At 70.1% G+C, this 22,878-nt stretch carries 20 protein-coding genes and 1 pseudogene; 14 read left to right on the top strand and 7 right to left on the bottom strand.

Annotated features, from left to right (window positions below; genetic code table 11):
* The first annotated feature begins 236 nt into the window (after positions 1–236).
* Positions 237–722, top strand: coding sequence for an ATP-binding protein (locus ACMTAK_RS27840; protein ID WP_413808713.1), 486 nt, complete (start codon positions 237–239; stop codon positions 720–722).
* 49 nt (positions 723–771) lie between these two features.
* Here ACMTAK_RS27840 and ACMTAK_RS27835 read toward each other — a convergent pair whose 3' ends face one another.
* Together ACMTAK_RS27835 and ACMTAK_RS27830 are read right to left on the bottom strand one after the other, a co-directional pair.
* On the bottom strand, positions 772–1,923 hold the full coding sequence (locus tag ACMTAK_RS27835; protein WP_413813007.1) for a site-2 protease family protein: 1,152 nt from the start codon (positions 1,921–1,923) through the stop codon (positions 772–774).
* A gap of 65 nt (positions 1,924–1,988) precedes the next feature.
* A complete protein-coding gene (locus tag ACMTAK_RS27830) occupies positions 1,989–2,222 on the bottom strand; it encodes a DUF397 domain-containing protein (RefSeq protein ID WP_262704809.1) in 234 nt (77 codons plus the stop codon).
* Positions 2,223–2,526: 304 nt separating this feature from the next.
* Here ACMTAK_RS27830 and ACMTAK_RS27825 point away from each other — a divergent pair, with 304 nt between their 5' ends.
* The 6 genes from ACMTAK_RS27825 (at position 2,527) to ACMTAK_RS27800 (ending at position 8,187) form a co-directional block, all read left to right on the top strand.
* Positions 2,527–4,215, top strand: a complete 1,689-nt coding sequence (locus ACMTAK_RS27825) for a bifunctional 3'-5' exonuclease/DNA polymerase (protein ID WP_413808712.1) — start codon at positions 2,527–2,529, stop codon at positions 4,213–4,215.
* A gap of 133 nt (positions 4,216–4,348) precedes the next feature.
* Positions 4,349–5,392, top strand: a complete 1,044-nt coding sequence (locus ACMTAK_RS27820; protein WP_413808711.1) for a rod shape-determining protein — start codon at positions 4,349–4,351, stop codon at positions 5,390–5,392.
* A 201-nt stretch (positions 5,393–5,593) separates the two neighbouring features.
* Positions 5,594–6,190, top strand: coding sequence for a sigma-70 family RNA polymerase sigma factor (locus ACMTAK_RS27815; RefSeq protein WP_413808710.1), 597 nt, complete (start codon positions 5,594–5,596; stop codon positions 6,188–6,190).
* Positions 6,187–6,999, top strand: coding sequence for a zf-HC2 domain-containing protein (locus ACMTAK_RS27810; protein ID WP_413808709.1), 813 nt, complete (start codon positions 6,187–6,189; stop codon positions 6,997–6,999). Before ACMTAK_RS27815 ends, ACMTAK_RS27810 begins: the two co-directional genes overlap by 4 nt.
* Positions 7,000–7,132: 133 nt before the next feature.
* Positions 7,133–7,678, top strand: a complete 546-nt coding sequence (locus tag ACMTAK_RS27805; RefSeq protein ID WP_413808708.1) for an RNA polymerase sigma factor — start codon at positions 7,133–7,135, stop codon at positions 7,676–7,678.
* Entirely contained in the window at positions 7,675–8,187 is a 513-nt protein-coding gene (locus ACMTAK_RS27800; protein ID WP_413808707.1) for an anti-sigma factor family protein, read from the top strand. Before ACMTAK_RS27805 ends, ACMTAK_RS27800 begins: the two co-directional genes overlap by 4 nt.
* 151 nt (positions 8,188–8,338) lie before the next feature.
* Here ACMTAK_RS27800 and ACMTAK_RS27795 read toward each other — a convergent pair.
* The 5 genes and pseudogenes from ACMTAK_RS27795 to ACMTAK_RS27775 all read right to left on the bottom strand — a co-directional run.
* Positions 8,339–8,662: pseudogene (locus ACMTAK_RS27795) on the bottom strand (signal peptidase II); the annotation flags it as partial.
* Between the two features lie 291 nt (positions 8,663–8,953).
* A complete protein-coding gene (locus tag ACMTAK_RS27790; protein ID WP_413808706.1) occupies positions 8,954–10,219 on the bottom strand; it encodes a glycoside hydrolase family 5 protein in 1,266 nt (421 codons plus the stop codon).
* An 8-nt stretch (positions 10,220–10,227) separates the two neighbouring features.
* Entirely contained in the window at positions 10,228–10,575 is a 348-nt protein-coding gene (locus tag ACMTAK_RS27785; RefSeq protein WP_413808705.1) for a response regulator, read from the bottom strand.
* A 982-nt stretch (positions 10,576–11,557) separates the two neighbouring features.
* Positions 11,558–12,631 carry a glycoside hydrolase family 6 protein gene (locus ACMTAK_RS27780; protein ID WP_413808704.1) on the bottom strand — a complete coding sequence of 358 codons (1,074 nt, stop codon included), beginning with the start codon at positions 12,629–12,631 and terminating at the stop codon, positions 11,558–11,560.
* An 18-nt stretch (positions 12,632–12,649) separates the two neighbouring features.
* Complete coding sequence (locus ACMTAK_RS27775) at positions 12,650–13,864, bottom strand: S8 family serine peptidase (RefSeq protein ID WP_413808703.1); 1,215 nt, start codon at positions 13,862–13,864, stop codon at positions 12,650–12,652.
* A 294-nt stretch (positions 13,865–14,158) separates the two neighbouring features.
* Here ACMTAK_RS27775 and ACMTAK_RS27770 point away from each other — a divergent pair, with 294 nt between their 5' ends.
* The 7 genes from ACMTAK_RS27770 to ACMTAK_RS27740 all read left to right on the top strand — a co-directional run bounded on the left by ACMTAK_RS27770 (position 14,159) and on the right by ACMTAK_RS27740 (position 22,814).
* Positions 14,159–14,668 carry a GtrA family protein gene (locus ACMTAK_RS27770; protein WP_413808702.1) on the top strand — a complete coding sequence of 170 codons (510 nt, stop codon included), beginning with the start codon at positions 14,159–14,161 and terminating at the stop codon, positions 14,666–14,668.
* Positions 14,665–15,960, top strand: coding sequence for a glycosyltransferase (locus ACMTAK_RS27765; protein ID WP_413808701.1), 1,296 nt, complete (start codon positions 14,665–14,667; stop codon positions 15,958–15,960). The genes ACMTAK_RS27770 and ACMTAK_RS27765 overlap by 4 nt, the downstream gene beginning before the upstream one ends.
* On the top strand, positions 15,950–17,926 hold the full coding sequence (locus ACMTAK_RS27760) for a glycosyltransferase family 39 protein (protein WP_413808700.1): 1,977 nt from the start codon (positions 15,950–15,952) through the stop codon (positions 17,924–17,926). The genes ACMTAK_RS27765 and ACMTAK_RS27760 overlap by 11 nt, the downstream gene beginning before the upstream one ends.
* A gap of 24 nt (positions 17,927–17,950) precedes the next feature.
* Positions 17,951–19,576, top strand: coding sequence for a hypothetical protein (locus ACMTAK_RS27755; protein WP_413808699.1), 1,626 nt, complete (start codon positions 17,951–17,953; stop codon positions 19,574–19,576).
* A 210-nt stretch (positions 19,577–19,786) separates the two neighbouring features.
* Positions 19,787–20,218: a hypothetical protein gene (locus ACMTAK_RS27750; protein WP_044573182.1), complete on the top strand. Its 432-nt coding sequence runs from the start codon at positions 19,787–19,789 to the stop codon at positions 20,216–20,218.
* Between the two features lie 2 nt (positions 20,219–20,220).
* Positions 20,221–22,128 (top strand): PAS domain S-box protein, encoded by a 1,908-nt coding sequence (locus tag ACMTAK_RS27745; RefSeq protein WP_413808698.1) that lies wholly within the window; start codon positions 20,221–20,223, stop codon positions 22,126–22,128.
* Positions 22,125–22,814, top strand: a complete 690-nt coding sequence (locus ACMTAK_RS27740) for a response regulator (protein ID WP_182467728.1) — start codon at positions 22,125–22,127, stop codon at positions 22,812–22,814. Before ACMTAK_RS27745 ends, ACMTAK_RS27740 begins: the two co-directional genes overlap by 4 nt.
* The last annotated feature ends 64 nt before the right edge of the window (positions 22,815–22,878 follow it).

Raw genomic sequence — 22,878 nt, 5'->3', positions numbered from 1 at the left:
TGCCACTGTTCGGGCTTCAGGCCGTAGGCGCGTCGTTACTCAACTCGATGATGCACGTCAGTGTACGGAGTCAGAAATCCCTGCAAAACCGAGCGGACCGGACCAACCGGCGCGCGTGCACGTGCATTTGCCCTTGCATCTGACGTGCGCATTCGGAACCATAGGGTGTGCGCACGTGCTAGCTGGTACGAAATCTGGCCAGAGTCCGTCACGGCCACGGATGCGGGAGTGCTCGCATGGGGAGCGAAGGTTCGACCCTGCTGGAACCCTTGTGGCAAGGGTTTGCCGCCATCGATCCCTCCGCCGTCTCCGGATCCGTCTCCTGCGCACTGCCCGCCCGCTATGAAGCGGTCAAGGGGGCCCGGCAGTTCACCGGCTCGACCCTGCGGCAGTGGAACATCCCCGAACTCCTCGACGAAGTGGCCCTCGTCGTCTCCGAACTGGTCACCAACGCCCTCCGGCACGCCCTGTCCGGCACCGCGGCGGCCGGTGCGCCGGAGCGGCCGGTGCGGCTCCATCTGATGCGCGGCCCCTCACGGCTGGTGTGCGCCGTACGCGACCCCAGCGAGGTGGGGCCGGTTTCCGGCGAGGCGGGCTGCGGCGAGGAGTCCGGGCGCGGGCTCCAGCTGGTGGAGTCCTTCACGGACGGCTGGGGCTGGCAGCCGCTGGCGGGCGCCCCGCGCGGCAAGATCGTCTGGGCCGTCTTCCGGCTCCCCGCGTAGGGAGCGCGTCCGTACGCGCAGGCACGCGTACGGACAAGCCGCCGCCCCGTCACGGGCTGGTGGACTCCGGCGGGGCCGTGGTGATGCCCAAGCCGTGCAGCTGGAAGAGCCGGTTCACATCGTGCATCGTGACGATCCCCTCCAACTGCCCGTGGTCCACCACCAGCACCGGCAGCGCGCCGCCCCCCGGACGCGCCCGCTCCAGCACCTCGCTCAGCAGCTCTTTGGGCTCGGCCACGGTGCACCGCGCCAGCGGTATCGCCACATCGCGCACCCGCCGTTCCCCCCGGGTCTCGGCCGGCACCGCCGCGAGCGCGCGCAGCTGGACGACCCCGCTGGGCCGCCCCTCGAAGTCCAGCAGCGGCATCACCGAATGCCGGGCGTGGGCCGCCACGTCGTCGATGAACCGCCCCACGGTCAGCCAGTCGGCCCCGGCGGCCACCGGCGCCGACATCGCGTCCGCCACCCGCACCCCGCGCAGCGCCGTGTTGACCCCGGCCCGCTGCCGCTCCGCGTTGGCGATGATCACCATGAAGAGGCCGATGAGCGAGAGCCACAGCCCGCCGTTGTTCCCGCGCAGGAAGGAGATCCAGCCCGCGGCGATGAGCACCACACCGAGGATCTGGCCGCTGCGCCCCGCCGCCCGCTCGGCGCGCTCCCGGTCCCCGGTGCGCCACCAGATCACGGCCTGCACCACCCGTCCGCCGTCCAGCGGCGCGGCGGGCAGCAGGTTGAAGACGCCCAGCAGCAGATTGGCCCAGCCCAGCCAGATCAGCACGGCCGTGGGCACGCCCCATCCGGTGAGCGCGTGCACCCCGATCCCCGCGCCGACCGCGACACCGCCGATGACCAGGCTGGTGAGCGGCCCGATGACGGCCACCCACAACGCGACCCCGGCGGTGCGGGGCCGTCCCATCTTGGTCATGCCGCCAAGCGCCCAGAGCGTCACGTCCTCCACCGAGACGCCCCTTCTGCGGGCGGCGACCGCGTGCGCGGTCTCGTGCAGCAGCAGGCTGCCCATCAGCAGCACGGCGCCGACGACACTGGCGACGGCGTAGACGGCACCGGTCCGGCCGGGGGTCCACGCGGGCAGCGTCTCGCGGCCGAGCCCGTAAGCGAGCAGCACGATCAGCACCGGGACGCTCCAGTGCATCCGCAGTGGTACCCCGAGTACACGTCCGACGCGGACCGAGCCGTTCAACATCGCCGTCTCACATGGGTCGGGTCCCCCCGATCGCCACTACCAGTGTCGCGCGCCCGCGGCGATCAGCCCAGACCTGCCGGATCGTGCGCCAGATGGTCGAACTCGCCGTCCTTGGCCCCGAGCAGCATCGCCTCGACCTCGGCCGGGGTGTAGATCAGCGCCGGTCCGTCGGGGAACCGGGAGTTGCGGACGGCCACGTCCCCACCGGGCAGCTTGGCGAACTCGACACACGACCCCTGGGAGTTGCTGTGTCTGCTCTTCTGCCAGACGACTCCCCGGAGGTCCGCGGCCGCCATGCCGTTGTAGGGGTGGTCGCGCACAGGGCTTCTCCACGTTCGTGCATGCGTGCAGCTGTCAACTGTCCGGGATCATAGCCGCGTTCCTTTGCGAATGCATGGGCAAATGCATCTGCATATACACAGGTAGATGCACAAGCAGATGCACGTGCACCATGCGTATCGGCATGATCACCCGACACCCGGGATCTTCTGCCCGGAGTGAAGAAGAGCAGTCGTCATGAATGACGTCCGGGTCCCCCTCCGGGTTGAGCGGGCCTCGGACATCGGAGCGTTGTCAGACCCCCCTGCCAGAATCCCGGGCATGAGATGGGCGGCGGCGGAGACGGACCACGGGGGTGTTCGTCTCTGCCCGCTCGACCCCGGGGGGAAGGCCGCCGGACCGGTCGTCGAGATCACGGCGGAGCAGGGCGGGATCGCCGAGGCCGTGCGGTCCCGCCCCGAGGCCGACCGGTGGGTGTGGCGGTCCACCGCCGAGGTCTATCCACGGCTGCTGGCCGCCGGGGTCCGGGTCGAGCGGGCCTATGACATCGAGGCGGCCGAGGCGCTGCTCCTCGGGCACGAGGGTCGCTCGGGCGCACCGCGTTCGCTTGCCGCCGCCCGGGCGCGGCTGCACGGGCTGCCCGTCCCCGAGGACCCGCCGCCCCGGGCGGCCGGGGGCCAGCCGTCGCTGTTCGAGCCCGGTCCGCCGCCGCTGCCGCCGGGCACCGATCCGCTGGACGCGCTGCTCGAGGTGTACGCGGGCCAGCTGGTCCGTACGGACGCGGCCGAGCATCCGGACCGGATGCGGCTGCTGACCACCGCCGAGTCGGCCGGGATGCTGATCGCCGCCGAGATGCGGCGCGCCGGGGTGCCCTGGCGCGCCGACCGCCACCGGGAGCTGCTGGACGAGCTGCTCGGCGAGCGCTATCCGGGCGGTCTGGAGCCGCGGCGCCTGGCCGAGCTGGCAGACGAGGTGTCGCGCGCCTTCGGCACCCGGGTGCGGCCCGATCTGCCCGCCGAGGTCGTCAAGGCGTTCGCCCGCGCGGGCATCGCGCTGGGCTCCACCCGCGCCTGGGAGCTGGAGCGGATCGACCACCCCGCCGTGGAGCCGCTGCTGCGCTACAAGAAGCTCTACCGGCTGCACACCGCCCACGGCTGGGCCTGGCTCCAGTCCTGGGTGCGCGAGGGCCGCTTCCGCCCCGAGTACCTGCCCGGCGGCACCGTCTCCGGCCGCTGGACCACCAACGGCGGCGGGGCGCTCCAGATCCCCAAGGTGGTGCGGCGCGCGGTGGTGGCCGATCCGGGGTGGCGGCTGGTGGTGGCCGACGCCGACCAGATGGAGCCCCGGGTGCTCGCCGCGATCTCCCGCGACCCCGGGCTGATGGAGGTCGCGGGCAGCGGCCGGGACCTGTACGCGACGCTGTCCGACCGCGCCTTCTCCGGACGGCGCGACCAGGCCAAGCTGGCGCTGCTGGGCGCGGTCTACGGCCAGACCTCCGGCGACGGGCTGAAGCACCTCGCGGCCCTGCGGCGGCGCTTCCCGGCGGCGGTGGCGTATGTGGACGAGGCGGCCCGCGCGGGTGAGGAGGGCCGGCTGGTGCGCACCTGGCTGGGCCGCACCTGCCCGCCCGTGGGCGGCGCCGCCGAGGAGACGGCCGACGAGGCGGGGCTGCCGCGGGACCAGGAGGAGCCGTCGTACGGCAGCACGGCGAGCGCCCGCGCCCGGGGCCGCTTCACCCGGAACTTCGTGGTGCAGGGCAGCGCCGCCGACTGGGCCCTGCTGATGCTCGCCGCGCTGCGGCGGTCGCTGACCGGGGCGGGGCTGTGCGCGGAGATCGTCTTCTTCCAGCACGACGAGGTGATCGTGCACTGCCCCGAGGCGGAGGCCGACGCGGTCCGGGAGGCGATCGCCGAGGCGGGCGAGACGGCCGGCCGGATCGCCTTCGGACCGACCCCGGTGCGGTTCCCCTTCACCATGGCGGCGGTGGAGTGCTACGCGGACGCGAAGTAGCCGGCCCGGAAGTGGTGGCCGCCTCCCCCGACCGGCGCAGCCCCACGGGCAGCGGGCCTGATCGTCCCCACACGATGAGAGCGGAGGGCCGCCGGGCGGCGGCCCACCACGCCGCCCACAGGGGAGACCTGCCATGACCATCAGCCTCGAGGCACTGCGCCGCTGCTCCATCGCCGTCGACCTCGGCGCGGCCAGGACGCGCGTCTACCTCAGGCGCACCGGGCTCATCGTCGACGAGCCGACCGTGGCCGCCGTGAACACCCACACCGGCGGGCTGATCGCGGTCGGCACGCCGGCGCAGCGGATGACCGGGCGGACGCCCGCGCATATCCGGGTGGTCCGGCCGGTCTCCAACGGCACCGTCGTGGACATCGAGATGGCCCAGCGGATGCTGCGGCTGCTGCTGGGCGACAAGCTGCGCCGCGCCTGGCGGCGCCGCCCGCTGGTGAGCGCGGCCGTCTGCGTCCAGCACGACGCCGATCCGCTCGCCCAGCGCGCCGCCATGGAGACGCTCACCGGGATCGGCGCCAAGCGGGTCGAGCTGGTCGACACCCTGATCGCCGCCGCCGTGGGCTGCGGTCTTCCGGTGGAACGGCCCGAGGCGACGATGATCGTGGTGTGCGGCGCGGCCACCACCCAGGTCGCGGTCCTGTCGCTGGGCTCGATCGTGGCCGCCGAGCGGGTACCGGTGGGCGGCGAGACCGTGGACCACGCCGTCATCCAGCATCTGCGCAACGAGCACGCGCTGATGCTGCCCAGCCAGGCCGTCCGCCCGCTGCATCTGATCGTCAAGGACAGCCGCAGCCCGGACGGCGCCCCGGCCGTACAGAGCACCGAGGTGCACGGCCGGGACGTGGCCACGGGGCTCGCCCGGACCGTACGGATCGATGTCGAGGGCGTAAGGACCGCCATCCGCACCCCGCTGACCGGGGTGCTGGACGCCATCGGCACGGTGCTGCGCCGCTGTCCGCCCGATCTGGTGGCCGACCTCGCCGACCGCGGCATCATGCTGGCGGGCGGCAGCGCGGTGCTGCCCGGGTTCGACACGATGCTGCGCGAGGCCACCGGCATGCCGCTGAACATCGCCGACCACCCCGACGTCTGCGCGGTCGAGGGGCTCGGCGCGATGCTCGACGGCAAGGTGCAGCCCCTGCTGCTGGGCGCGATGGTCTCCTGACCCCTTCCGCGCCCGTATCCCACTCCTGACCCCTTCCGCGCCCGCATCCCACTCCTGACCCCTGACACCCGCGCCCTGACGCCTGATCGGAATTTCTTCGCGACGCGTTGAGCGGCTGCCTCCCCCCGTGCGTAGTGAAGGGGGAAGAGGCCGACATGGCCGCCGATCCCCCCCGGGGCTCAGACCGGGAGTCGTCCGTTGATGTTGTCCAACTCAGGTCAGGTCCTGGAGGTTCAGGTGCACGACGACGCCGCCGTGGCCGATGAGCGTCCGTCAAGATCCAGGCGTGGTACGCCGGACGAACGACTCATGCGCGCGCTCTACGAGGAGCACGCCGGGCCGTTGCTCGCGTTCGTCCTGCGTCTGGTCGCGGGCGACCGGCACCGCGCGGAGGACGTCGTCCAGGAGACCCTGGTGCGCGCCTGGCGGAACGCCGACCAGCTGTCCCGGGCCACCGGCTCCATCCGGCCCTGGCTGGTCACCGTCGCCCGGCGGATCGTGATCGACGGACACCGCAGCCGGCAGGCCCGGCCGCAGGAGGTCGACCCCTCCCCGTTGGAACTCATGCCCGCGGAGGACGAGATCGACCGTGCACTGCGGCTCATGACCCTGACCGACGCGATGCAGGACCTCAGCGAGGCCCATCGCGAGGTGCTGGTCGAGACCTACTTCAAGGGGCGGACCGTCAACGAGGCGGCCCAGACCCTCGGCATACCCAGCGGGACGGTACGGTCCCGGGTTTTCTACGCGCTGCGCTCGATGAAGCTCGCGCTCGAGGAGAGAGGAGTAACGGCATGACAGCGCAGACGCACCACCCGGGACATGACGCCGTTGGCGCGTATGTGCTCGGCGTGCTCGACGAGGCGGACGCCACCTATTTCGAGGAGCATCTGGCCGGCTGCGACCAGTGCGGACGGCAGCTGGACGAGCTGACCGGACTGGAACCACTGCTGGCCGATCTGGCCGCCGACATCCCCGGGATCCACGGCAGCCCCGGGCGGACCCAGCTCACGGGCCACACTCCGCATGCCTTCAGCGCCACTCCCAACGCCATCGAGACCCTCACCGCGCGCCCCGGTCCGGCCCTGTTCAACCGCATGGTCAGCGAGGTCGCGGCATTCCGCGCCAAGCGGCGGCGGCGCGGTCTTTACCTGGTCGCGGCGGCGGCCGTGCTGATCGTCGGCGGCCCGGTCGGCACGATCGCGGTCACCTCCGGCGGCTCGGACAGCTCCGTCACGGCCAGCCCCACGGAGAGCCAGCTCTTCAAGGGGATGCCGACCAAGGTGGAAGGCACCGACCCGGACACCAAGGTGAACGCGGCGGTCGCGATGGAGGACAAGATGTGGGGCACCGACACCCTCCTCCGGCTGAAGAACGTCAAGGGCCCCCTGGACTGCAGCCTGATCGCGGTCTCCAAGGACGGTCATGAGCAGACGATGATGACCTGGTCCGTGCCCGAGTGGGGCTATGGGATCGAGGACAGCCCCAAGGCGGAGGCGAGAGGTCCGCTGTGGGCGCACGGCGGCGCGGGCATGAAGCGCTCCGACATCGAACGCTTCGAGGTCCGTACGGCCGACGGAAAGCGCCTGGTCTCCCTGAACGTCTGACCTGCCACCTGAACGTCCGACCTGCCACTCGGATCGCCGATCATCCCATGCGGCGCGGTGAGCGAGATGTTACACAGAGTGTGATATGTCGTGCTTCGCGTCCCCGGGGGGTCCGGATCCGAGGAGGCACTCCGTGGCTGACCCGGACGCCCATCAGCAGCGCATGTTCGCTCAGTATGTGCTGCCCGAGGTCGAGGTGCTGCTGCGCGTGGCCATGTCACTGACCACCCAGCGAGCCGACGCCGAGGATCTCGTGCAGGACACGTTACTACGGGCGTACCGGGCAGTCGGCCGTTTTGACGGGAGACATCCACGGGCCTGGCTGCTGACGATCATGCGGCATGCGGAGGTCAGCCGGCGCCGCCAGCGCCGGCCCCGGCTGCTCGACGACCCGGACACGGAGCTGGAGCGGCTGGTCCCGGCCCGGGGCGCGACGCCGGAGGAGCTGGTGGTGGACACGACGTTCGACGAGGCCGTGGACGCCGCGTTCACGGCGCTTCCGCTGCGGGACCAGCAGGTGGTGCGGCTGGTGCATGTGGACGGGCTGTCGTACGCGGAGGCCGCACAGGTGCTGGACGTCCCCAAGGGGACGGTGATGAGCAGGCTGCACCGGGCGCGCAAGCGGATCCGGAACCAGTTGCTGGCCGCGGGAGCGGAATCGGAGCGAGGTGGCGCATGAGCAGATGGACATGGTGGCGGACCACACGCACCACGGGGACCACGCAGACCACCGGACGGCTCCGGACCACACGATGTCCCCTGGGCGCGCCGATGCTCCAGTCGTATCTGGACGGGGAGCTGGACGCCCCGGCCGCGGCCCGGGTGCGCACCCATGTGGCCGAGTGCCACCGCTGCGCCCGGGAGCTCGCCGTCTATCAGCGGATCAGCGAGGCACTGGCCGCCCGCGCGACGATCGACGAAGCGGCGCTTGACCGGCTCAGGGACTTCGCGGAGACCCTCGCGGAGCGGGAGAGCCGGGAGCCGGGGACGGAGGGGGCGCCGCAGGAGCCGATCCCGGGGACGGAGACGGTGCCTCCGGAGGCGATGCCGAACGAGACGATGCCGGCCGAGACGATGCCGTCCGAGGTGATCCCGGCCGAGACGATGCCGACGGAGACGGTCCCCGGGACGGCGCCGGGGGCGGATCGGGACGCCGATCAGGGCGCGGTGCACAAGGCGGGAGGCTGACGGCCACCGGATCAAGCCCCGTACCCGGGCCGCTCGCGCCGGGGCCGGGCAGCGCGGCGGCCCGCCCGCGGGCCCGCGAGGGTCTGCGCAGCAGCAGGGTCGCGGTGAGCAGGGTCCCGGTGATCAGGGCCACATCGGCGAGGTTGAAGACCGGCCCGCGGGCCTCCAGCGTGATCCAGTCGATGACGGCGCCGCGCAGCGGCCCCGGGGACCGGATCATCCGGTCGGCCCCGTTGCCCATCGCTCCCCCGGCGATCAGCCCCAGGCCCAGTGCCGCGCCCCGGCCGCGGACCCGCAGCCCGGCACCGGCCGCGCCCAGCGTGGCCACCGCGCCCGCGAGCGTGATCACCACGATCAGCGCGGGCCGGCTCTGGCCCAGCCCGAAGGCCACTCCGGTGTTGCGCACCAGCAGCGCGCAGAACGGCCCGAACCGGGCCTGCGGCCCCGCGGTGCCGCTCCAGGCGGCCAGCGCCATCGCCTTGCTCAGCTGATCGGCCACGATCACGGCGAGCGCGACCAGGGGGAAGAGCAGCCGGCCGGTCGCCGGATGGTGCTTCATCATCGGCCTCCCTGGGGGTGGAGGGCCGGTCCGCGGGCGCGGTCCGCGGCCCGGGAAGGAAACCCGCCGGGCGGCCGCCCCGCTTCCCTTCCGGGAAAAACCCAAGACGAGGGCCCGCAGGCGGCACTGCCTGCGGGCCCTCGCTGCTTGCCAACGCCGTGATCAGCTATGTGGTCATCGGCGGTGTACCGAAGGGAGTACTCCGACTTACTTCCCCTTCTTCGCCTCCAGGAGCGGCGTCTGGTACTTGGCCAGCATCTTCATCTTGTTCTTGTCGATCGTCTTCCAGTCGTTCTTCAGCACACCGCCGGTGTCACCCGAGTCCGGGTTCCAGGTCCAGTAGGTGTAGCTGATCTGGTGCTTCTTGAGGTAGTCCATCAGGGCGTTCTGCCAGACGGCCTCGGAGCTCTTACCGGCGGTCTTCTTACCACCGAACTCACCGAGCAGCAGCGGGGCGATGTTCTGCTTCTTGATGTACGCCCAGTGCTTCTCCCAGATGGCCGGCATGTTCTTCGGGAAGTCCTTCGCCATGAACCAGTTCTGGTTGTAGACGCCCGGACCGTAGTCGTGGGCCGAGTAGACGACCTTGTTCGACTCATTGAGCTTCACCGGGTGCTTCTTCACACCCTGGAGGTCACCGCCCCACCAGAACTGCTCGTTCTTGTGGCGGTCCGTACCCTCGACGAAGATCAGCCAGTTCTTGTTGACCTTGTGGATGGCGTTACCGGCCTTGGTGGCCGCCAGCTGCCAGTCGGTCTTCGGGTTGCCGTCGCCCCACGTGGCCTGGCCACGCGGCTCATTGTGCAGGTCGGCGCCGATCACCCGGTCGTTGTTCTTGTAGCGCTTGGCCAGCTTGACCCAGTCGTCCATCCACTGCTTCTCGGAGAGGCTCTGGGAGTACCACAGCTCGCTCTGGCCGTACTGGTCCGGACGGTGCTGGTCCAGGATCACCCGGATACCACGGTCGGTGGCACCCTTGACGATCTTGTCCATGATCTGCTGGGGGGTGAGGCCCTTCAGATCGGGGTTCTTGTGGTAGTCGATGCCGTCGGGCTTGGCGGACGACTTGAACATGTCGTTCGCGTACGGCAGGCGCATGGTGTTGAAGCCCTGCTTGGCCATCTGGTCCAGCATCGACTCCCAGTTACGGGTCCACAGGCCGTGCGGCGCGTAGGTGCCGGTCTCGAAACCGAACCAGTTCACACCGGTCAGGACGACCTTCTTACCGTCGGAGTCGACGATGTCGCCCTTCTTGGTGGACAGGGGACCCTCGGCGCCCGCGCCGGAAGCCTTGGCGGCGGTGGTGGTAGTGGTGGTGGTGGCCGACTGGCCATCGGAGTTGTTCACCGCGAAAGCGGTGACCGTGCCACCCACGGCAGCAGCAGCGACGACGGCCGCGGCGATACCGAAGCGGAGACGCTGCGAGCGCGGCGCACGCTTGGTCTCGGTGGTCGGGGCGTTGTTCTGGTCCATGGGGGAATTCATTCGGAGATGCTCCTGAGCAAATCGGGTACTGCGGTTTTCAGGACGCTGGGGTTGTTCGTCGGAGATTCCAGACATTCCATCTGCGGGTCGGAGACTGCGGTCAGCCGGACAATCCGCGCGGACGGTAGGAGTTCGCCGATCAGGCGGACCAACCGTTGCGTTTGCCAGCTGGGCTCATCCACGTCGATCAGCACCACATCCGGCTGCATGTGGTTGGCCAGAGAAATTGCTTCTCGGGCCGACCCTGCAATTCCGGATAGCTCCAGTCCGGGCTCCTCGACAACGAGATCGGCGAGAGCACTCAACACCAATGGGTGGTGCTCCACGACGAGAACTCTGTGCATCGATTGGAGCTCCTTCGGGGCTTGTCCTTTCGCTTCACGACATTAGGGAGAGACCGCGGTCGGAATCGCCGTACGCCTGGCTGAAATCTGCGTACCTCAATTGCGGGAATTCCGTGCACACCAAACGGCCGAATTCCGCCTACCTCAGTTGAGGTAGAGGAATTCGGCCGTTTGGTGTGGTTTATGTCCGTTTTGGGGGGTTGCTTGAGGGCCCAGGGGCTGATCTGGAGGGCTCGGGCAGCGCGCAGAGGCCGCTCCGGGACATGCTCAGGGAGCCCTCAGGGCATGCAAAAGGCGCCGGTCACGGAGTGACCGGCGCCTACGGGCTACGGGGTGACCGGCGGATCTGCCCCCTCCCCGCCCCTTCCCGTAACCAGGGGCTTCGCCCCTGGACCCCGCGGCCTGGGGCGCAGCCCCCGCCCGGGGCCTGCGGCGAAGCCCCCGTCGGGGGCCTGGGGCCCAGCCCCCGCCCGAGGCCAGGCGCGCAGCCCCCGTCGGGGCCAGGGCCGCCCCGGTTTCGAGGCCGGGCGCACAGGCCCCCGTCGGAGCCAGGGGCGCAGCCCCCGCCCGAGGCCAGGCGCACAGCCCCGTCCGGGGGCATGGGGCCCAGCCCCCGGTCGAGGCCAGGGGCGCAGCCCCCGCCCGGGACCAAGGGCATAGGCCCCCCGTCCGAGGCCGGGGGGTGCAGCCCCGGTCGGGGGCCCGGGCAAAGCCCCGACGGGGCCTGGGGCGCAACCCCGGTTCCGGGGCCAGGCGCGCAACCCCGGCCCGGGACCAGGGGCGCAGCCCCCGCCCGGGACCAGGGGCGCAGCCCCCGCCGGGACCAGGCGCACAGACCCCGCCCGGGGGCCACGGGCGCAGCCCCAGATTCGGGGCTGGGGCGGAGCCGCAGGTTCGGGGAGGGGCGGGGAGGGGGCGAGCGCGCCGCAGGCGCCGAGTTCGGCCGGGCACGGCCCAGGACGGGGCCGAGGAGGGCGCAGCCTCAGCGCGTCAGTCGGTACGCGTAGCGCGGGACGAACATCCCCGCACCGGCGGCGCAGCCGTCCGCCTGGCCCGGCTGCTTGACCCACAGGAAGGCATCGACCCCGGGGATGCCCGTGGCGGCGGTGGGGGGCCTGCCCAGCTTGCGGCCCGGCGGATCGCAGAAGCTGTGGTTACGCGTGGGCCCCGCCCCGTTACGGCTGGTGTCCACCACGACCCCCAGCCGGGGCCGGCGCAGCTCCCGGATCACGGACAGCCCGTAGCGCACCTCGTCGGCGGTGGCGTTGAAGTTGGAGACGTTGACCGCTATCCCGTCTCCGTACCGCTCTATACCGGCGCGCCGCAGCCGCTCGGCCATGGTCCGCGCGGGCTGCCATCCGGAGTTCCCGGCGTCGTAGTAGACCCGGGCCCGCGGCGCGCCCCGCTGGAGCGCCCGCGCCGCGTACGCCAGCGCCGCGAACCGATCAGCCTGCTGCCGCCGCTTGAGACAGCTCATATGGGCCAGCGCGTCCGGTTCGAGGATGACGATGGCGCGCCCGTCGCCTATGCCCCGGGTGAGGGCGTCGCTCCAGCGCCGGTAGGCGGCCGTGTCCCCGGCGCCGCCGGAGCTCAGCTGCTGGCAGTCGCGCTGGGGAATGGTGTAGGGGACCAGCACCGGCAGCCGTCGCCGGGCGGCGGCGGTGCGGACGAGGTTGCGGGCCCGCTCCTCGACCAGGGACTCATTGGTCTCGGTGAGCCAGGCGGCCTGGGGCTCGGCGGCGATCCGCCGGGCGATGGCCGCCGCCCGCCGGTCGTGCGGATGGTCCCGTACCCAGGTCGCGGCCGGGTTGTGGGGGTCGACGTAGAAGCGCGTCGTGGCCGGGAAGAACGGTTTGGCCACGGGGAGCGACGGTTTGGTGGCGGGCGGCCGCACCGGGCCCACGAACAGGGCCTGCACGGTGGTCGCCGCCATCACCACCTCGACCACCAGCACCATCACGATCAGCTGGGCGACGCCCCGCCCCGCCCACCGGGAGGTGCGGGCGCGCGCCGGCGGGCGGGGGCGGCGGTCGCGGCCGCACAGTTTCGTGATCATGGCGAGTCCTGCCCGGCCTCAGCCGTGGTGGGAGTTGTCGGGTGGCCTGCGGCGGCTGATGAGCACCACCGCCAGGATCGCGAGCACCACCAGGACCCCGGCCACCACACCTATCGTGACCAGCGCGGATTCATCCCCCTCGGTTTTGGGGGCGGCGGCGTCCGGGGTGGCGGACGGATGGCCGCGGGGCGCGGAGAGCTCGGCCGAGGCGGGGGGCGCGGCCCGGTCCGCCAGCGCCTTGGCCGGGGCGATCACCCCGTACCCGTAGCGCGGGTCATGGCCCGAGGAGCCCTTGCGGTCGGCGGTGTCGATCAGCTTCTGGACCACCTGGTTGGCGTTCCAGCGGGGGTGCTCCGAGCGCAGCAGCGCGGCGCCCGCCGCGACCCAGGGCGCCGCGAAGCCGGTGCCGTCGCCGGTCCAGTAGTCGTTGTCGCCGGAGGTGGTGAGGATGGCGACGCCGGGGGCGGCCAGGAGGGTCTTCCCGCCGTGGTGGGAGGAGGTCCAGACGGCGCCCTTCTTGTCGGTGGCCACCACGGCGACCACTCCGGGGAAGGCGGCCGGGTAGGTGGGCCGGTTGCCGATCTTGCCGTTGTCGCCCGCGCCGGCCACGATCACGGCGTCCTTGCCGACGGCGTACTTCACCGCGGACCGCAGTGCGGGGGTCGGCCGCTTGAAGTTGACGGCCAGGTCGATGACGCGCACGCCATGGTCCACCGCGTGCCGGATGGCCTTCGCGGTGGGGTCGGCGAGGGGCTTTCCGTCGCGGTAGACGCCGAGCGGCATCACCTTGGCCTTGGGCGCGAGCCCGTACACCCCGTCGCCGCGGTAATTGCGGCCGGTGCCGGCGATGATTCCGGCGGCATGGGTGGACTGCTCGGCCGCCTTGCCGCCGTCCCGGGTGCCGAAGCCGCCGGTGCCGCCCGCGAAATCCTTTCCGCGGACCACGCGGCCGCGCAGATCCGGATGGGAGGCGTCGACTCCGGTGCCGATGACCGCCACGGTCACTCCGGCGCCTTTGCTGATTTTCCAGGCGCGCTCCGCCTTGAGCGCGGTCAGCGCCCATTCGGAATCGTGCAGCCCACCGGAATCGCGCAGCCCGCTGGAATCGCGCAGCCCACCGGATTCGTGTAGCCCGCTGGAATCGGAATCACTTGCCGCAGCCGGCGTGGCCAGTGCGAGTGTCATCACGGCGATGACCGCTCCGGCCCGGCCGGCGAATGGATGGCGTGACATCACGTGACCTGACATTACGTCACCTACTCTCCTCGCACGGGACGCAAGGCCGTCCGGCCCATTTCATCTTTGGGCATCCCCCGCAGGTACTGGCACCCGCGAGAGGGTGAGCGCCCCGTCCCTTCTTTGGGGGACCGGTCCGGATACCCCGGACCCGGCTCTCCCCAATACGGGGGATAGGAGGGGTCCGCCGAAGGTGTACCACCCGCTCCCCCGAGCGCGGGTACTACCTCCTTTTCGGGTGACGCACTCTTGGGTCAACGGCGATAAGAGCCTCCTGTCGAGGGAGTCGCGATGCAGCGTTTCCGAACGTTCAGCGAGCGCACCGGAGAGCCGGGCGAAGAGGCGGACAGCACCGACCGTAATGCCCGCAGGCGGGCCGGAATGCTGTTCCGAGTCCGCCAGGTCCGGAACCCGATGGCGGGCATGCCCGGTCTGGCCCTGCGTTTCGCGGTGGTCGGCGGGGGCGGTGTGGTCGTGAACACGGTGGTCCTCTTCGTCCTCTATCACTGGGCCGGACTGCCGCTGCTGGCGGCGTCGTCGATAGCGGTGGAAATCGCCGTCGTTCACAACTACCTGCTGAACGACCGGTGGACCTTCGCGGTGGCCACGCCATCCCTCGGACGATTCATCAAGTTCAATATCTCGGTCCTGGGCGGCCTCGGGGTCAATGTGCTCATCGTCTGGTCGCTGGCGCGCACCGGAACGCATCTGCTGCTGGCGAACGGCCTCGGTATCGCGGCGGCTTTCGCGGTCAACTTCGCGTCGAGTACCGGCTGGGTCTGGGGGAGGCGGAGCCGATGATTGTCGCCATCATCTACCTGGTGCTGATCGTGGTCTCGATCCTGCTCACCGTGCAGTCGGCCCATGTCCTCTATCTCATGCTCTACACCTGGGACCGGGCGGACGCCGAACGGAGGGCCCGGGCGCCGGATGAATTCCTGCCGCCCCAGATCTCCTTCAGTGTCCTACTGCCCGCCCGGCATGAGGAAGACGTCATCCAGAACACCATCGAGCGCGTGGTGCGGGCCAACTATCCGGCCGAACTGCTGGAGGTCTTCGTGATCTGCTCACAGGACGACGACGGCACGATCAAAAAAGCCGAGGAGAAGATCGACGAGTTGAAGCGGGAAGGGCTGCGCAACGTGCGGGTCGTGGTGTTCGACGACCAGCCGATCAACAAACCGCACGGCCTCAACACGGCGCTTCCGCACACCGCCAACCAAGTGGTGACGATCTTCGACGCGGAGGACGATATCCACCCGGAGATCTTCAGCCTGGTGAACACCGTGATGGTGCAGGAGAAGGTCAGAGTGGTCCAGGCCGGTGTGCAGTTGATGAACTACGAGTCCAACTGGTACTCGACGCTCAACGTCCTGGAGTACTTCTTCTGGTTCAAGAGCCGGCTGCACTACCACGCCCACCACGGCTCGATACCGCTCGGCGGGAACACCGTCTTCTTCGCCCGTGAACTGCTGCTGCGGCTCGGCGGCTGGGACGACCGCAACCTCACCGAGGACGCCGACATGGGCCTGCGGATATCCGCCATGGGCGAGCGGGTGCGCGTCGTCTATGACGACCGGTATGTGACCAAGGAGGAGACCCCGCCGACCCTCGGCCACTTCATCCGGCAGCGCACCCGCTGGAGCCAGGGCTTTATACAGACCCTGAAGAAGGGCACGTGGAAGAAGATGCCGACGCGCAAACAGCGCTGGCTCGCCTTCTACGTCCTGGTGTTCCCGCGCGGACAGGCGCTGCTCGGCCTCTATCTGCCGATCTCGCTCGGCATGATCCTCATCCTCAAGGTGCCGGTGCTGATCGCGCTCTGCTCGTATCTGCCCGTACTGCTGCTGGCCGCGCACTTTCTGGTCCAGGCGGTCGGTCTGTACGAGTTCACCGGCGCCCATGGCCTCGAAGCCTCGCCCAAAGCCCTCATGCGCATGGCCATCGCCTGGTTCCCCTTTCAGATGATCCTCGCGTACGCCGCGCTGCGGGCCATGCGGCGCGAGATGCTCGGCCGCCACGACTGGGAGAAGACACAGCACGTAGGCGCCCACCGGGCCACCACCGAGGAGGCGGAGTCGCGTGTCGGATAACACCACGCCCTCGCGGTCGGCGCCCGTCGACTCGGAAGGCCGGAAGACCGCGGCGGACAAGGAGACCGCGCCCCACAGGAGCACCACGCCGCCGGACAAGAGCACCGCACCGGACGAGAAGACCGCACCAGACAAGAGCACCGTACCGGGCAAGAAGACCGCACCGGCCAAGAACGCCACGCCAGGCAAGAAGACCGTGGCGGCCAAGAGCACCGCACCAGGCAACAAGACCGCACCGAACAAGAGCGCCACGCCAGGCAAGAAGACCGTGGCGGCCAAGAGCACCGCACCAGGCAACAAGACCGTGGCGGCCAAGAACGCCAAGGCCCCCGCGCGGCGTCCGCGTCGCGGCCCGCGGTTCTCCGTGGCGCGCGGCTGGTTCCCCCCGCTGGGGAACAAGGGCAAGATCGCCCTGGTCGTCTCCCTGCTGACCGGCGTGCTCACCCACGGCTACCACCTGTTCCGCTACCCCCTCTACCTCACCGACGAGGGCATCTATATGCAGCGGGCGTGGTCGGTGCTGCGGGAGACCAGCCTGTCCCCGTACACCTACGACTACGACCACGCCCCGCTGGGCTGGATCACCCTGGCCGGCTGGGCCTTTCCGCTGCCGAAGCAGTTCGAGACCTTCGGGAGCGCAATCAACACCGGACGATTTCTGATGCTGCTGGTGCATATCGCCAGCGTCTATCTGTTGTTCGAGATCGCCCGGCGGCTGTCCGGCAGTGTGCTGGCCGCCACCGTCACCGCATTCCTCTTCAACGTCTCGCCGATCGCGGTCTACTTCCAGCGGCAGGTCCTGCTGGACAACCTGATGATCTTCTGGCTGCTGCTGAGCCTGTTCATGCTGCTCCGCCGGGAAGTCACGATCAGAGCGGTGTTCGGCGGCGGGGCGGCGCTGGGGATGGCCCTGATCACCAAGGAGAACGCGATCTTCTTCGTGCCGACCTTCATGTATCTGCTCTACCGAAGAATCAAGGGATCGCCCAGCCGTCGGTTCACCAGGACCCTTTGGCCATTCGCCGCGCTCAGCCCGATCGGCGCATATGTGACCTACGCACTGCTCAAGAACGAGCTGCTGCCGAGCGGATTCGACTTCGATCTGAACAATCCGCCCGCTGACCACGTCTCGCTGCTCTACACCCTGTGGTGGCAGCTCAACCGTAACCAGGGCACCCTCTTCAGCCACACCGGACTGCTTCAGACCAGCTGGCTGGTGCGGGACAAGGTCCTGCTGATCGCCGGGGTGTGCGCGATGGTGATCTGCCTGTGGATCGGCGTGCGGAACCGCAGGCGCAACCTGGGCTTTCTGGTCGCCGGAACGCTGGCCTTCGGATACGCCTTCTATCTGGTGCGCGGCAGCGTGGTGCTGGACTTCTACGTCACGCCGCTGATCCCGATGTTCGCGCTCAATGTCGGCATGGTCACGGACCGGTTGCTCAAGGGCTCGTTCGCCAGTCGGTTCATGCGTGGTGCCCATTCCATGACCCGGGTCGCCGTGCCGTCGTTCGTCGCCATTCTGCTCCTGGCGTCACCGGCCTCCGGATATCTCGTCCACACCAATACTGAGGGCCGTACGCAGATTGCCGACCAGTACCAGTCCAAGATCAACCTCACCGGAATGCAGCATGCTCAGATCGCCTGGGTACGCAAGCACGTTCCGCCGAATTCGCGCATCGTCATGGACGACGACCTGTGGAGTCAGCTGCACGATATCCGCCCGTTCTACCCGTACGCGCACTCCCACTGGAACGCCTCGTCCGACCCGGACGTCCGCGACAAACTGTTCAAGAAGAAATGGCAGTACGTGGACTACATCATCATGTCGAACAAGATGCGCAGATCCATGATGCTCAACAATGGCGACGGCCGAGAGAACTGGATTCTCAAGGCGCTGCAAAATTCCACCCGCGTCTGGTCGGAGACTCGGGGCAATATCAAGCTGGAAATCTACCGTGTGCAATAGCCATGGGAAGAGGAGGTGAAGGCCATGCCTGAGTACGACGACGACTGGGATGTTCGGGAGGACAGGGATGATCCCGAGAACGAGGAGGAAATCCCCGACGAGGACGACGTCTCCGAGGAAGACGGTATCTCCGAGGAAGACGATATCCTCGAGGAAGAGGAGATCCCCGAGGAAGAGGACGTCTCCGATGAGGACGACATCCTCGAGGAAGAGGAAATCCCCGAGGAGGAAAGCCCCCTCGCCGAGGAGAACCTCCCCCACCAGAAGAACACCCTCGACGAGGAGAACACCCCCGACGGTGAGAAGAAGAAAAAGCTCACCTGGAAGACCGTCCTGCTCGCACTCGTGGTCTTCGCGATCGTCGGATCGCTCGTCCAGGTGGTCGCGCGCGGCGGCTTCGGAGGCGCCCTGGACACCACCGGCGGCGGAGGCGGGGGCGCCCCGAAGAAGGAGCACTCCCGGCAGCAACACGAGATACGCCCGCCCAAGCAGCCCAAGACCATCAAGCTGGGCAATCAGCGGGTCCCCCAGGCCTCCGGCCCGATCATCGTGATCAACCCGGGCCTGGTCACCCCCGGCGGCAGTGCCGCGGTCGAGGGCGGTGGCTTCGACAAGAAGGCCACCGTGGACATCCTGATCAAGGCCCGGAAGTCGGACACCAAGGGCCGCGCCATCGGCAGTGTGCGCTCGGACCGGTTCGGGTCGATCTACGCCCGGTTCACCATGCCCGATACCGCGGGCAACCGGCCCGCGACGCTGGTCGCCCAGCAGCGCGGCAGCAGCAAGACGGCGGAGGCCAAGGTGATCACCGGTGGCGCCGTCGGCACCGCCAAGATCAACAAGATGGTGGGCCGGCCCGGTGACGTGGTGACGGTCTCCGCCCGCGGCTTCCGCCCGGGTGAGCCGATCGACGTCTTCTGGGGAAGGACCACCGGTATCCCCGTCACCACGCTGCGCACCGACGGCAGCGGCGGCGTCGCCCACGCGGCGATCAAGGTGGGCGTGGCCCCGACCGGCTCCAGCACCCTGGTCCTGGTGGGCAAGCGCAGCAAGACCACGGCCACCGCGCCCTTCCAGATGCTGGCCATGTACCCCTCGATGAAGTCCAAGCCGTACGCGCTGAAGGCCGGCCAGCGGATCACGCTGTCCGCCAACAAGTTCGCGCCCGGCGAGCGGGTGCTGGTCTACATCAACTCCACCGGCGGCCTGCCGGCCTTCACCGCCCAGGCGAACGGCATGGGGCAGATCCGCGACGTGGCGTTCAACGTGCCGTTCGGCCTCAAGGGGCGGCAGACGCTGATGGCGATCGGCGACCAGAGCCGGGCCGTGGTCCGCTCGGGCTTCACCGTGCTGCCGTACAGCCCGTCCGCCGAGCCCAGCGCCTTCGGCGGCAGGGCGGGCACCACGCTCAGCTTCTATGTCGCGGGTTTCGCCCCGGGCGAGACCGTGACCGCCTACGCCGGTTCGGGCTCGAAGGCCCAGCGCAAGATCGGGACGTTCCAGGTGGACAGCCGGGGCAAGGCGGCGGCCGTGGGCTCGTACAAGATCACTCCGGCGGATGAGAGCGGTGTGTCCTTCCAGCTCATCGGCCAGAAGAGCGGTGGCGTCGCCAGGGCGAGCATCAACATGTCCCAGGGCCGCGGGGATTAGGGACCGCGAGTGGCGCCGAGGGAGAACGTGGGCCGGGCCGTGCTGTCCGCCGGGAAGCGGCGGACAGCGGCGGACAGCGGCGAGAAGCGGCGGAAGCGGCGGGAAATCAGGCCCACGTTCCAGGGAGCGACCGGCCGCCGACGGCCGTGGGGCGGCTCACCCGGGCGGCTCACCAGTTCGGTAGATGTACCATGCGTCCTGGAGTGTCCTATGAGCGTAGTTTTCGGCCCTAACTCACGAAGAGTCCTACAATTCCTGACCCATATCGAGGACCTCTCCCCGGAGGAGATCGACCGGGTGGCCGATCTGTGGAAGCAGACGTCCAGCCAGACCCGCGCCGAGGGCTGGGCAGTGGTCCACCGCACCACCACGCCCGAGGAGCGGTACCGGATCCTGGTCGCCGCCTCGGTGGCGCGCCGGGCCGCCCTGGACGCCGCGCGGAACCACAAGAAACACGACTGGGCCTTCTGGGCCGCGGTCTGGGACGCCGCGACCGCGGTGGCCGTCTGCGACCGCATCGGAAGCCACTACAACGTGCTGGTCGCGCCGCTGGCCGCGGTCATGCCGTCGCTGGCGCACTGCCGGCGCGATGAACTCGAGCCCCGCGAGCTGCAGGGCGCCGTCCTCAAGGGAGGTGGGTAGCGATGGGCGACAACCGGATCGCCGTTGTGGTGGCCGATGACGACCCGGCCGTCCGTGAGGCGCTCGCCGACCTCATCGACTCCCACCCGGACCTGGAGCTGGTGGGCCTGGCCATCAACCATGAGCAGGCCGTGCGCGCGGCGGTGGACCACCGCCCACGGGTCGTGATCATGGACGTGCACATGCCCCGGGGCGACGCCCCCAGCAGCGTCCGGGCCATCCGCGACCAGGTTCCCGAGGCCCGGGTGGTGGCGCTGTCCGCCCACGGCGAACGCGAGACCGTGCTGAACATGCTCGCCGTCGGGGCCAGCGGCTATCTGGTCAAGGGCACCCCCGCCGAGGAGATCCTCGAGGCGATCATCCGGGCCGCCCGCGATCAGTTCAGCATGTCCGCGGAGCTGCTCGCCGACTGCACCGAGCCGCTGCGCCGCGCCGAACGAGCCTCCTGGCGGTTCGAGGACCTGGTCGGCAACCGCCTGGAGGACTCGTATCTGGAGCTGCTGGGCCACGCCCCCTGCGGAGTGCTGGTGGTCGGCCCGCGCGGCCGGATCGAGTACGCCAACGCCCACATCCGGCACATGTTCGGCTACGGCTCGGCGGAGCTGCGCGACAAGCGGCTGCGGGACCTCGTCCCCGAGCGCTACCGCGCCGCCTCCGAGCAGCTGATCGGCCGGGTCTCCACCACGCCGTCCGCGATGAGCGGCCGCCGCCGCGACGGCGGCGAGTTCCCCGCCCAGTTCAGCGGCGGCCAGCTACAGGGCCGGCAGCCCCGCGGGGTGGTCTTCGTCGCCGACCTCAGCCAGCTGCGGGCGGCCGAGAGCCGGTTCCGCCAGCTCATAGAGTCCTCCCCGGACGCGATGCTGATCGTGGACACCAGCGGCCGGATCCAGGCGGCCAACCACCGCACCGAGGCGCTCTTCGGCTACGACCGCGACCATCTGATCGGCCGGGCCGTGGAGGCGCTGCTGCCCGACCAGCCGCTCACCGTCTCGCTGCGCGAATGGGACGACAGCATCGAGGAGCCGGTCGGCCACAGCATGGAGCTGGTCGGGCGGCGCAGCGACGCCAAGCAGTTCCCCGCCGACGTCAGCATCAGCCCGCTGCGTACGGAGGAGGGCCTGCTCACCGTCCTGACCATCCGCGACATCACCGAGGTGCAGCGCGCCCAGTTCGTCCTGGAGCGCAGCCTGGAGCTGCTGGAGGTCACCGACCGCGACCGCCAGGCGCTGCTCAGCCATCTGGTCCACGCCCAGGAGGCCGAGCGCGGCCGGATCGCCGCCGACATCCACGACGACACCATCCAGGTGATCACCGCCGCCAGCCTCCGCCTCCAGCAGCTGCGCCGGCGGCTGCGGGACCCGGACGAGCAGCGGGTGATGGACAAGCTGGACGAGACCCTGAAGCTCTCGCTCAGCCGGCTGCGCCAGCTGATCTTCGACCTGCGGCCGTCCAGCCTGGAGCACGGCTGCCTGGCCGGGGCGCTGCGCGGCCTGCTGGAGCAGATACGCACCGAGACCGGCATCACCTACCGGCTGGAGGACCGGCTCACCGCCCACCCCCCGGCCGAGACGATGGCGCTGATCTACCGGACCGCCCAGGAGGCGCTGGTGAACGTGCGCAAGCACGCCCACGCCAAGACGGTCCATGTGCAGCTGCTCGGGCTCGACGACGGCTGCCTGGTGCGCATCGTCGACGACGGCGAGGGCTACAACCCGCTCGAGGTGGAGTCCCGCCCCGGCCACCTCGGGCTCTCCCTGATCCAGGAGCGGGCCCAGATCGCGGGCGGCTGGTGCCGGATCGAGAGCGAACCCGGCTCCGGCACCACCGTGGAGTTCTGGGTGCCGCTCGGCGCTCCCCCGGGCGCGCCGCTCGCCACCGCCGACTCCCCCGAAGGGGACCCGCAGCCGTGACCGCACCTCCCGAACTGACGAAGGTGCTGATCGTCGAGGACCACCGGGTGGTGGCCGAGGGGCTGTGGGCCCTGCTGGCCGAGTACTCGGATCTTACGGTGGTCGGCTGGGCCGACTCGGTCGCCGAGACCGTGCCGATGGCCAAGGAGATGAAGCCCGATGTGGCGCTGGTCGACTTCCGGCTGCCCGACGGCACCGGGGCCGACGCGGCCGGTGGTATCCGGGCCCATGACCCGTCCGTCGCCATCGTGATCCTCAGCGCCGACGCCAGCGACTCGGCACTGCTGGCCGCCGTGGAGGCGGGCGCCTGCGGCTATCTGCTGAAGTCGGCGAGCGGCGACGAGATCGCGTCCGCCATCCGCTCGGCCGCCGAGGGCGAGACCCTCATCCCGGCCAGCACGCTGGTGGAGGTGCTGGCACGGCACCGCGAGGACGCGCGGTCCACCGCCGAGCAGACCGAGCGTCTGGAGAGTCTGACCCCGCGCGAGCAGGAGATCCTCACGCTGATGAGCCACGGCCTGGACAACCGGGCCGTCGCGGAGCGGCTGAGCATCAGCTACGCCACCGTGCGCACGCATGTGCGCAGGATCCTGGAGAAGCTGGAGGCGCGCTCGCAGCTGGAGGCGGTCGCGAAGGCCGCCGAGTTCGGCTTCAAGCCCGCGCAGCCGGAGGGGCCGGAGGAGTGATAGACGGGCTGATCTGACCCGTGTCCACCTTCGGTACGGCGGTGGCTCCCCGCTGATGCGGGGG

This window comes from Streptomyces lacaronensis (assembly GCF_047337785.1).
GTDB classification, from domain to species: domain Bacteria; phylum Actinomycetota; class Actinomycetes; order Streptomycetales; family Streptomycetaceae; genus Streptomyces; species Streptomyces lycopersici.
This window is presented reverse-complemented; position numbering and strand designations above follow the sequence as displayed.

Bases quoted from the DNA above. Each gene is read 5' to 3' on its own strand.
- ACMTAK_RS27790 (WP_413808706.1), bottom strand. From the start codon at position 10,219: ATGGACCAGAACAACGCCCCGACCACCGAGACCAAGCGTGCGCCGCGC.
- ACMTAK_RS27825 (WP_413808712.1), top strand. From the start codon at position 2,527: ATGAGATGGGCGGCGGCGGAGACGGACCACGGGGGTGTTCGTCTCTGC.
- ACMTAK_RS27830 (WP_262704809.1), bottom strand. From the start codon at position 2,222: ATGGCGGCCGCGGACCTCCGGGGAGTCGTCTGGCAGAAGAGCAGACAC.
- ACMTAK_RS27810 (WP_413808709.1), top strand. From the start codon at position 6,187: ATGACAGCGCAGACGCACCACCCGGGACATGACGCCGTTGGCGCGTAT.
- ACMTAK_RS27780 (WP_413808704.1), bottom strand. From the start codon at position 12,631: ATGATCACGAAACTGTGCGGCCGCGACCGCCGCCCCCGCCCGCCGGCG.
- ACMTAK_RS27840 (WP_413808713.1), top strand. From the start codon at position 237: ATGGGGAGCGAAGGTTCGACCCTGCTGGAACCCTTGTGGCAAGGGTTT.
- ACMTAK_RS27775 (WP_413808703.1), bottom strand. From the start codon at position 13,864: ATGTCACGCCATCCATTCGCCGGCCGGGCCGGAGCGGTCATCGCCGTG.
- ACMTAK_RS27750 (WP_044573182.1), top strand. From the start codon at position 19,787: ATGAGCGTAGTTTTCGGCCCTAACTCACGAAGAGTCCTACAATTCCTG.
- ACMTAK_RS27755 (WP_413808699.1), top strand. From the start codon at position 17,951: ATGCCTGAGTACGACGACGACTGGGATGTTCGGGAGGACAGGGATGAT.
- ACMTAK_RS27815 (WP_413808710.1), top strand. From the start codon at position 5,594: ATGTTGTCCAACTCAGGTCAGGTCCTGGAGGTTCAGGTGCACGACGAC.
- ACMTAK_RS27770 (WP_413808702.1), top strand. From the start codon at position 14,159: ATGCAGCGTTTCCGAACGTTCAGCGAGCGCACCGGAGAGCCGGGCGAA.
- ACMTAK_RS27820 (WP_413808711.1), top strand. From the start codon at position 4,349: ATGACCATCAGCCTCGAGGCACTGCGCCGCTGCTCCATCGCCGTCGAC.
- ACMTAK_RS27745 (WP_413808698.1), top strand. From the start codon at position 20,221: ATGGGCGACAACCGGATCGCCGTTGTGGTGGCCGATGACGACCCGGCC.
- ACMTAK_RS27765 (WP_413808701.1), top strand. From the start codon at position 14,665: ATGATTGTCGCCATCATCTACCTGGTGCTGATCGTGGTCTCGATCCTG.
- ACMTAK_RS27800 (WP_413808707.1), top strand. From the start codon at position 7,675: ATGAGCAGATGGACATGGTGGCGGACCACACGCACCACGGGGACCACG.
- ACMTAK_RS27785 (WP_413808705.1), bottom strand. From the start codon at position 10,575: ATGCACAGAGTTCTCGTCGTGGAGCACCACCCATTGGTGTTGAGTGCT.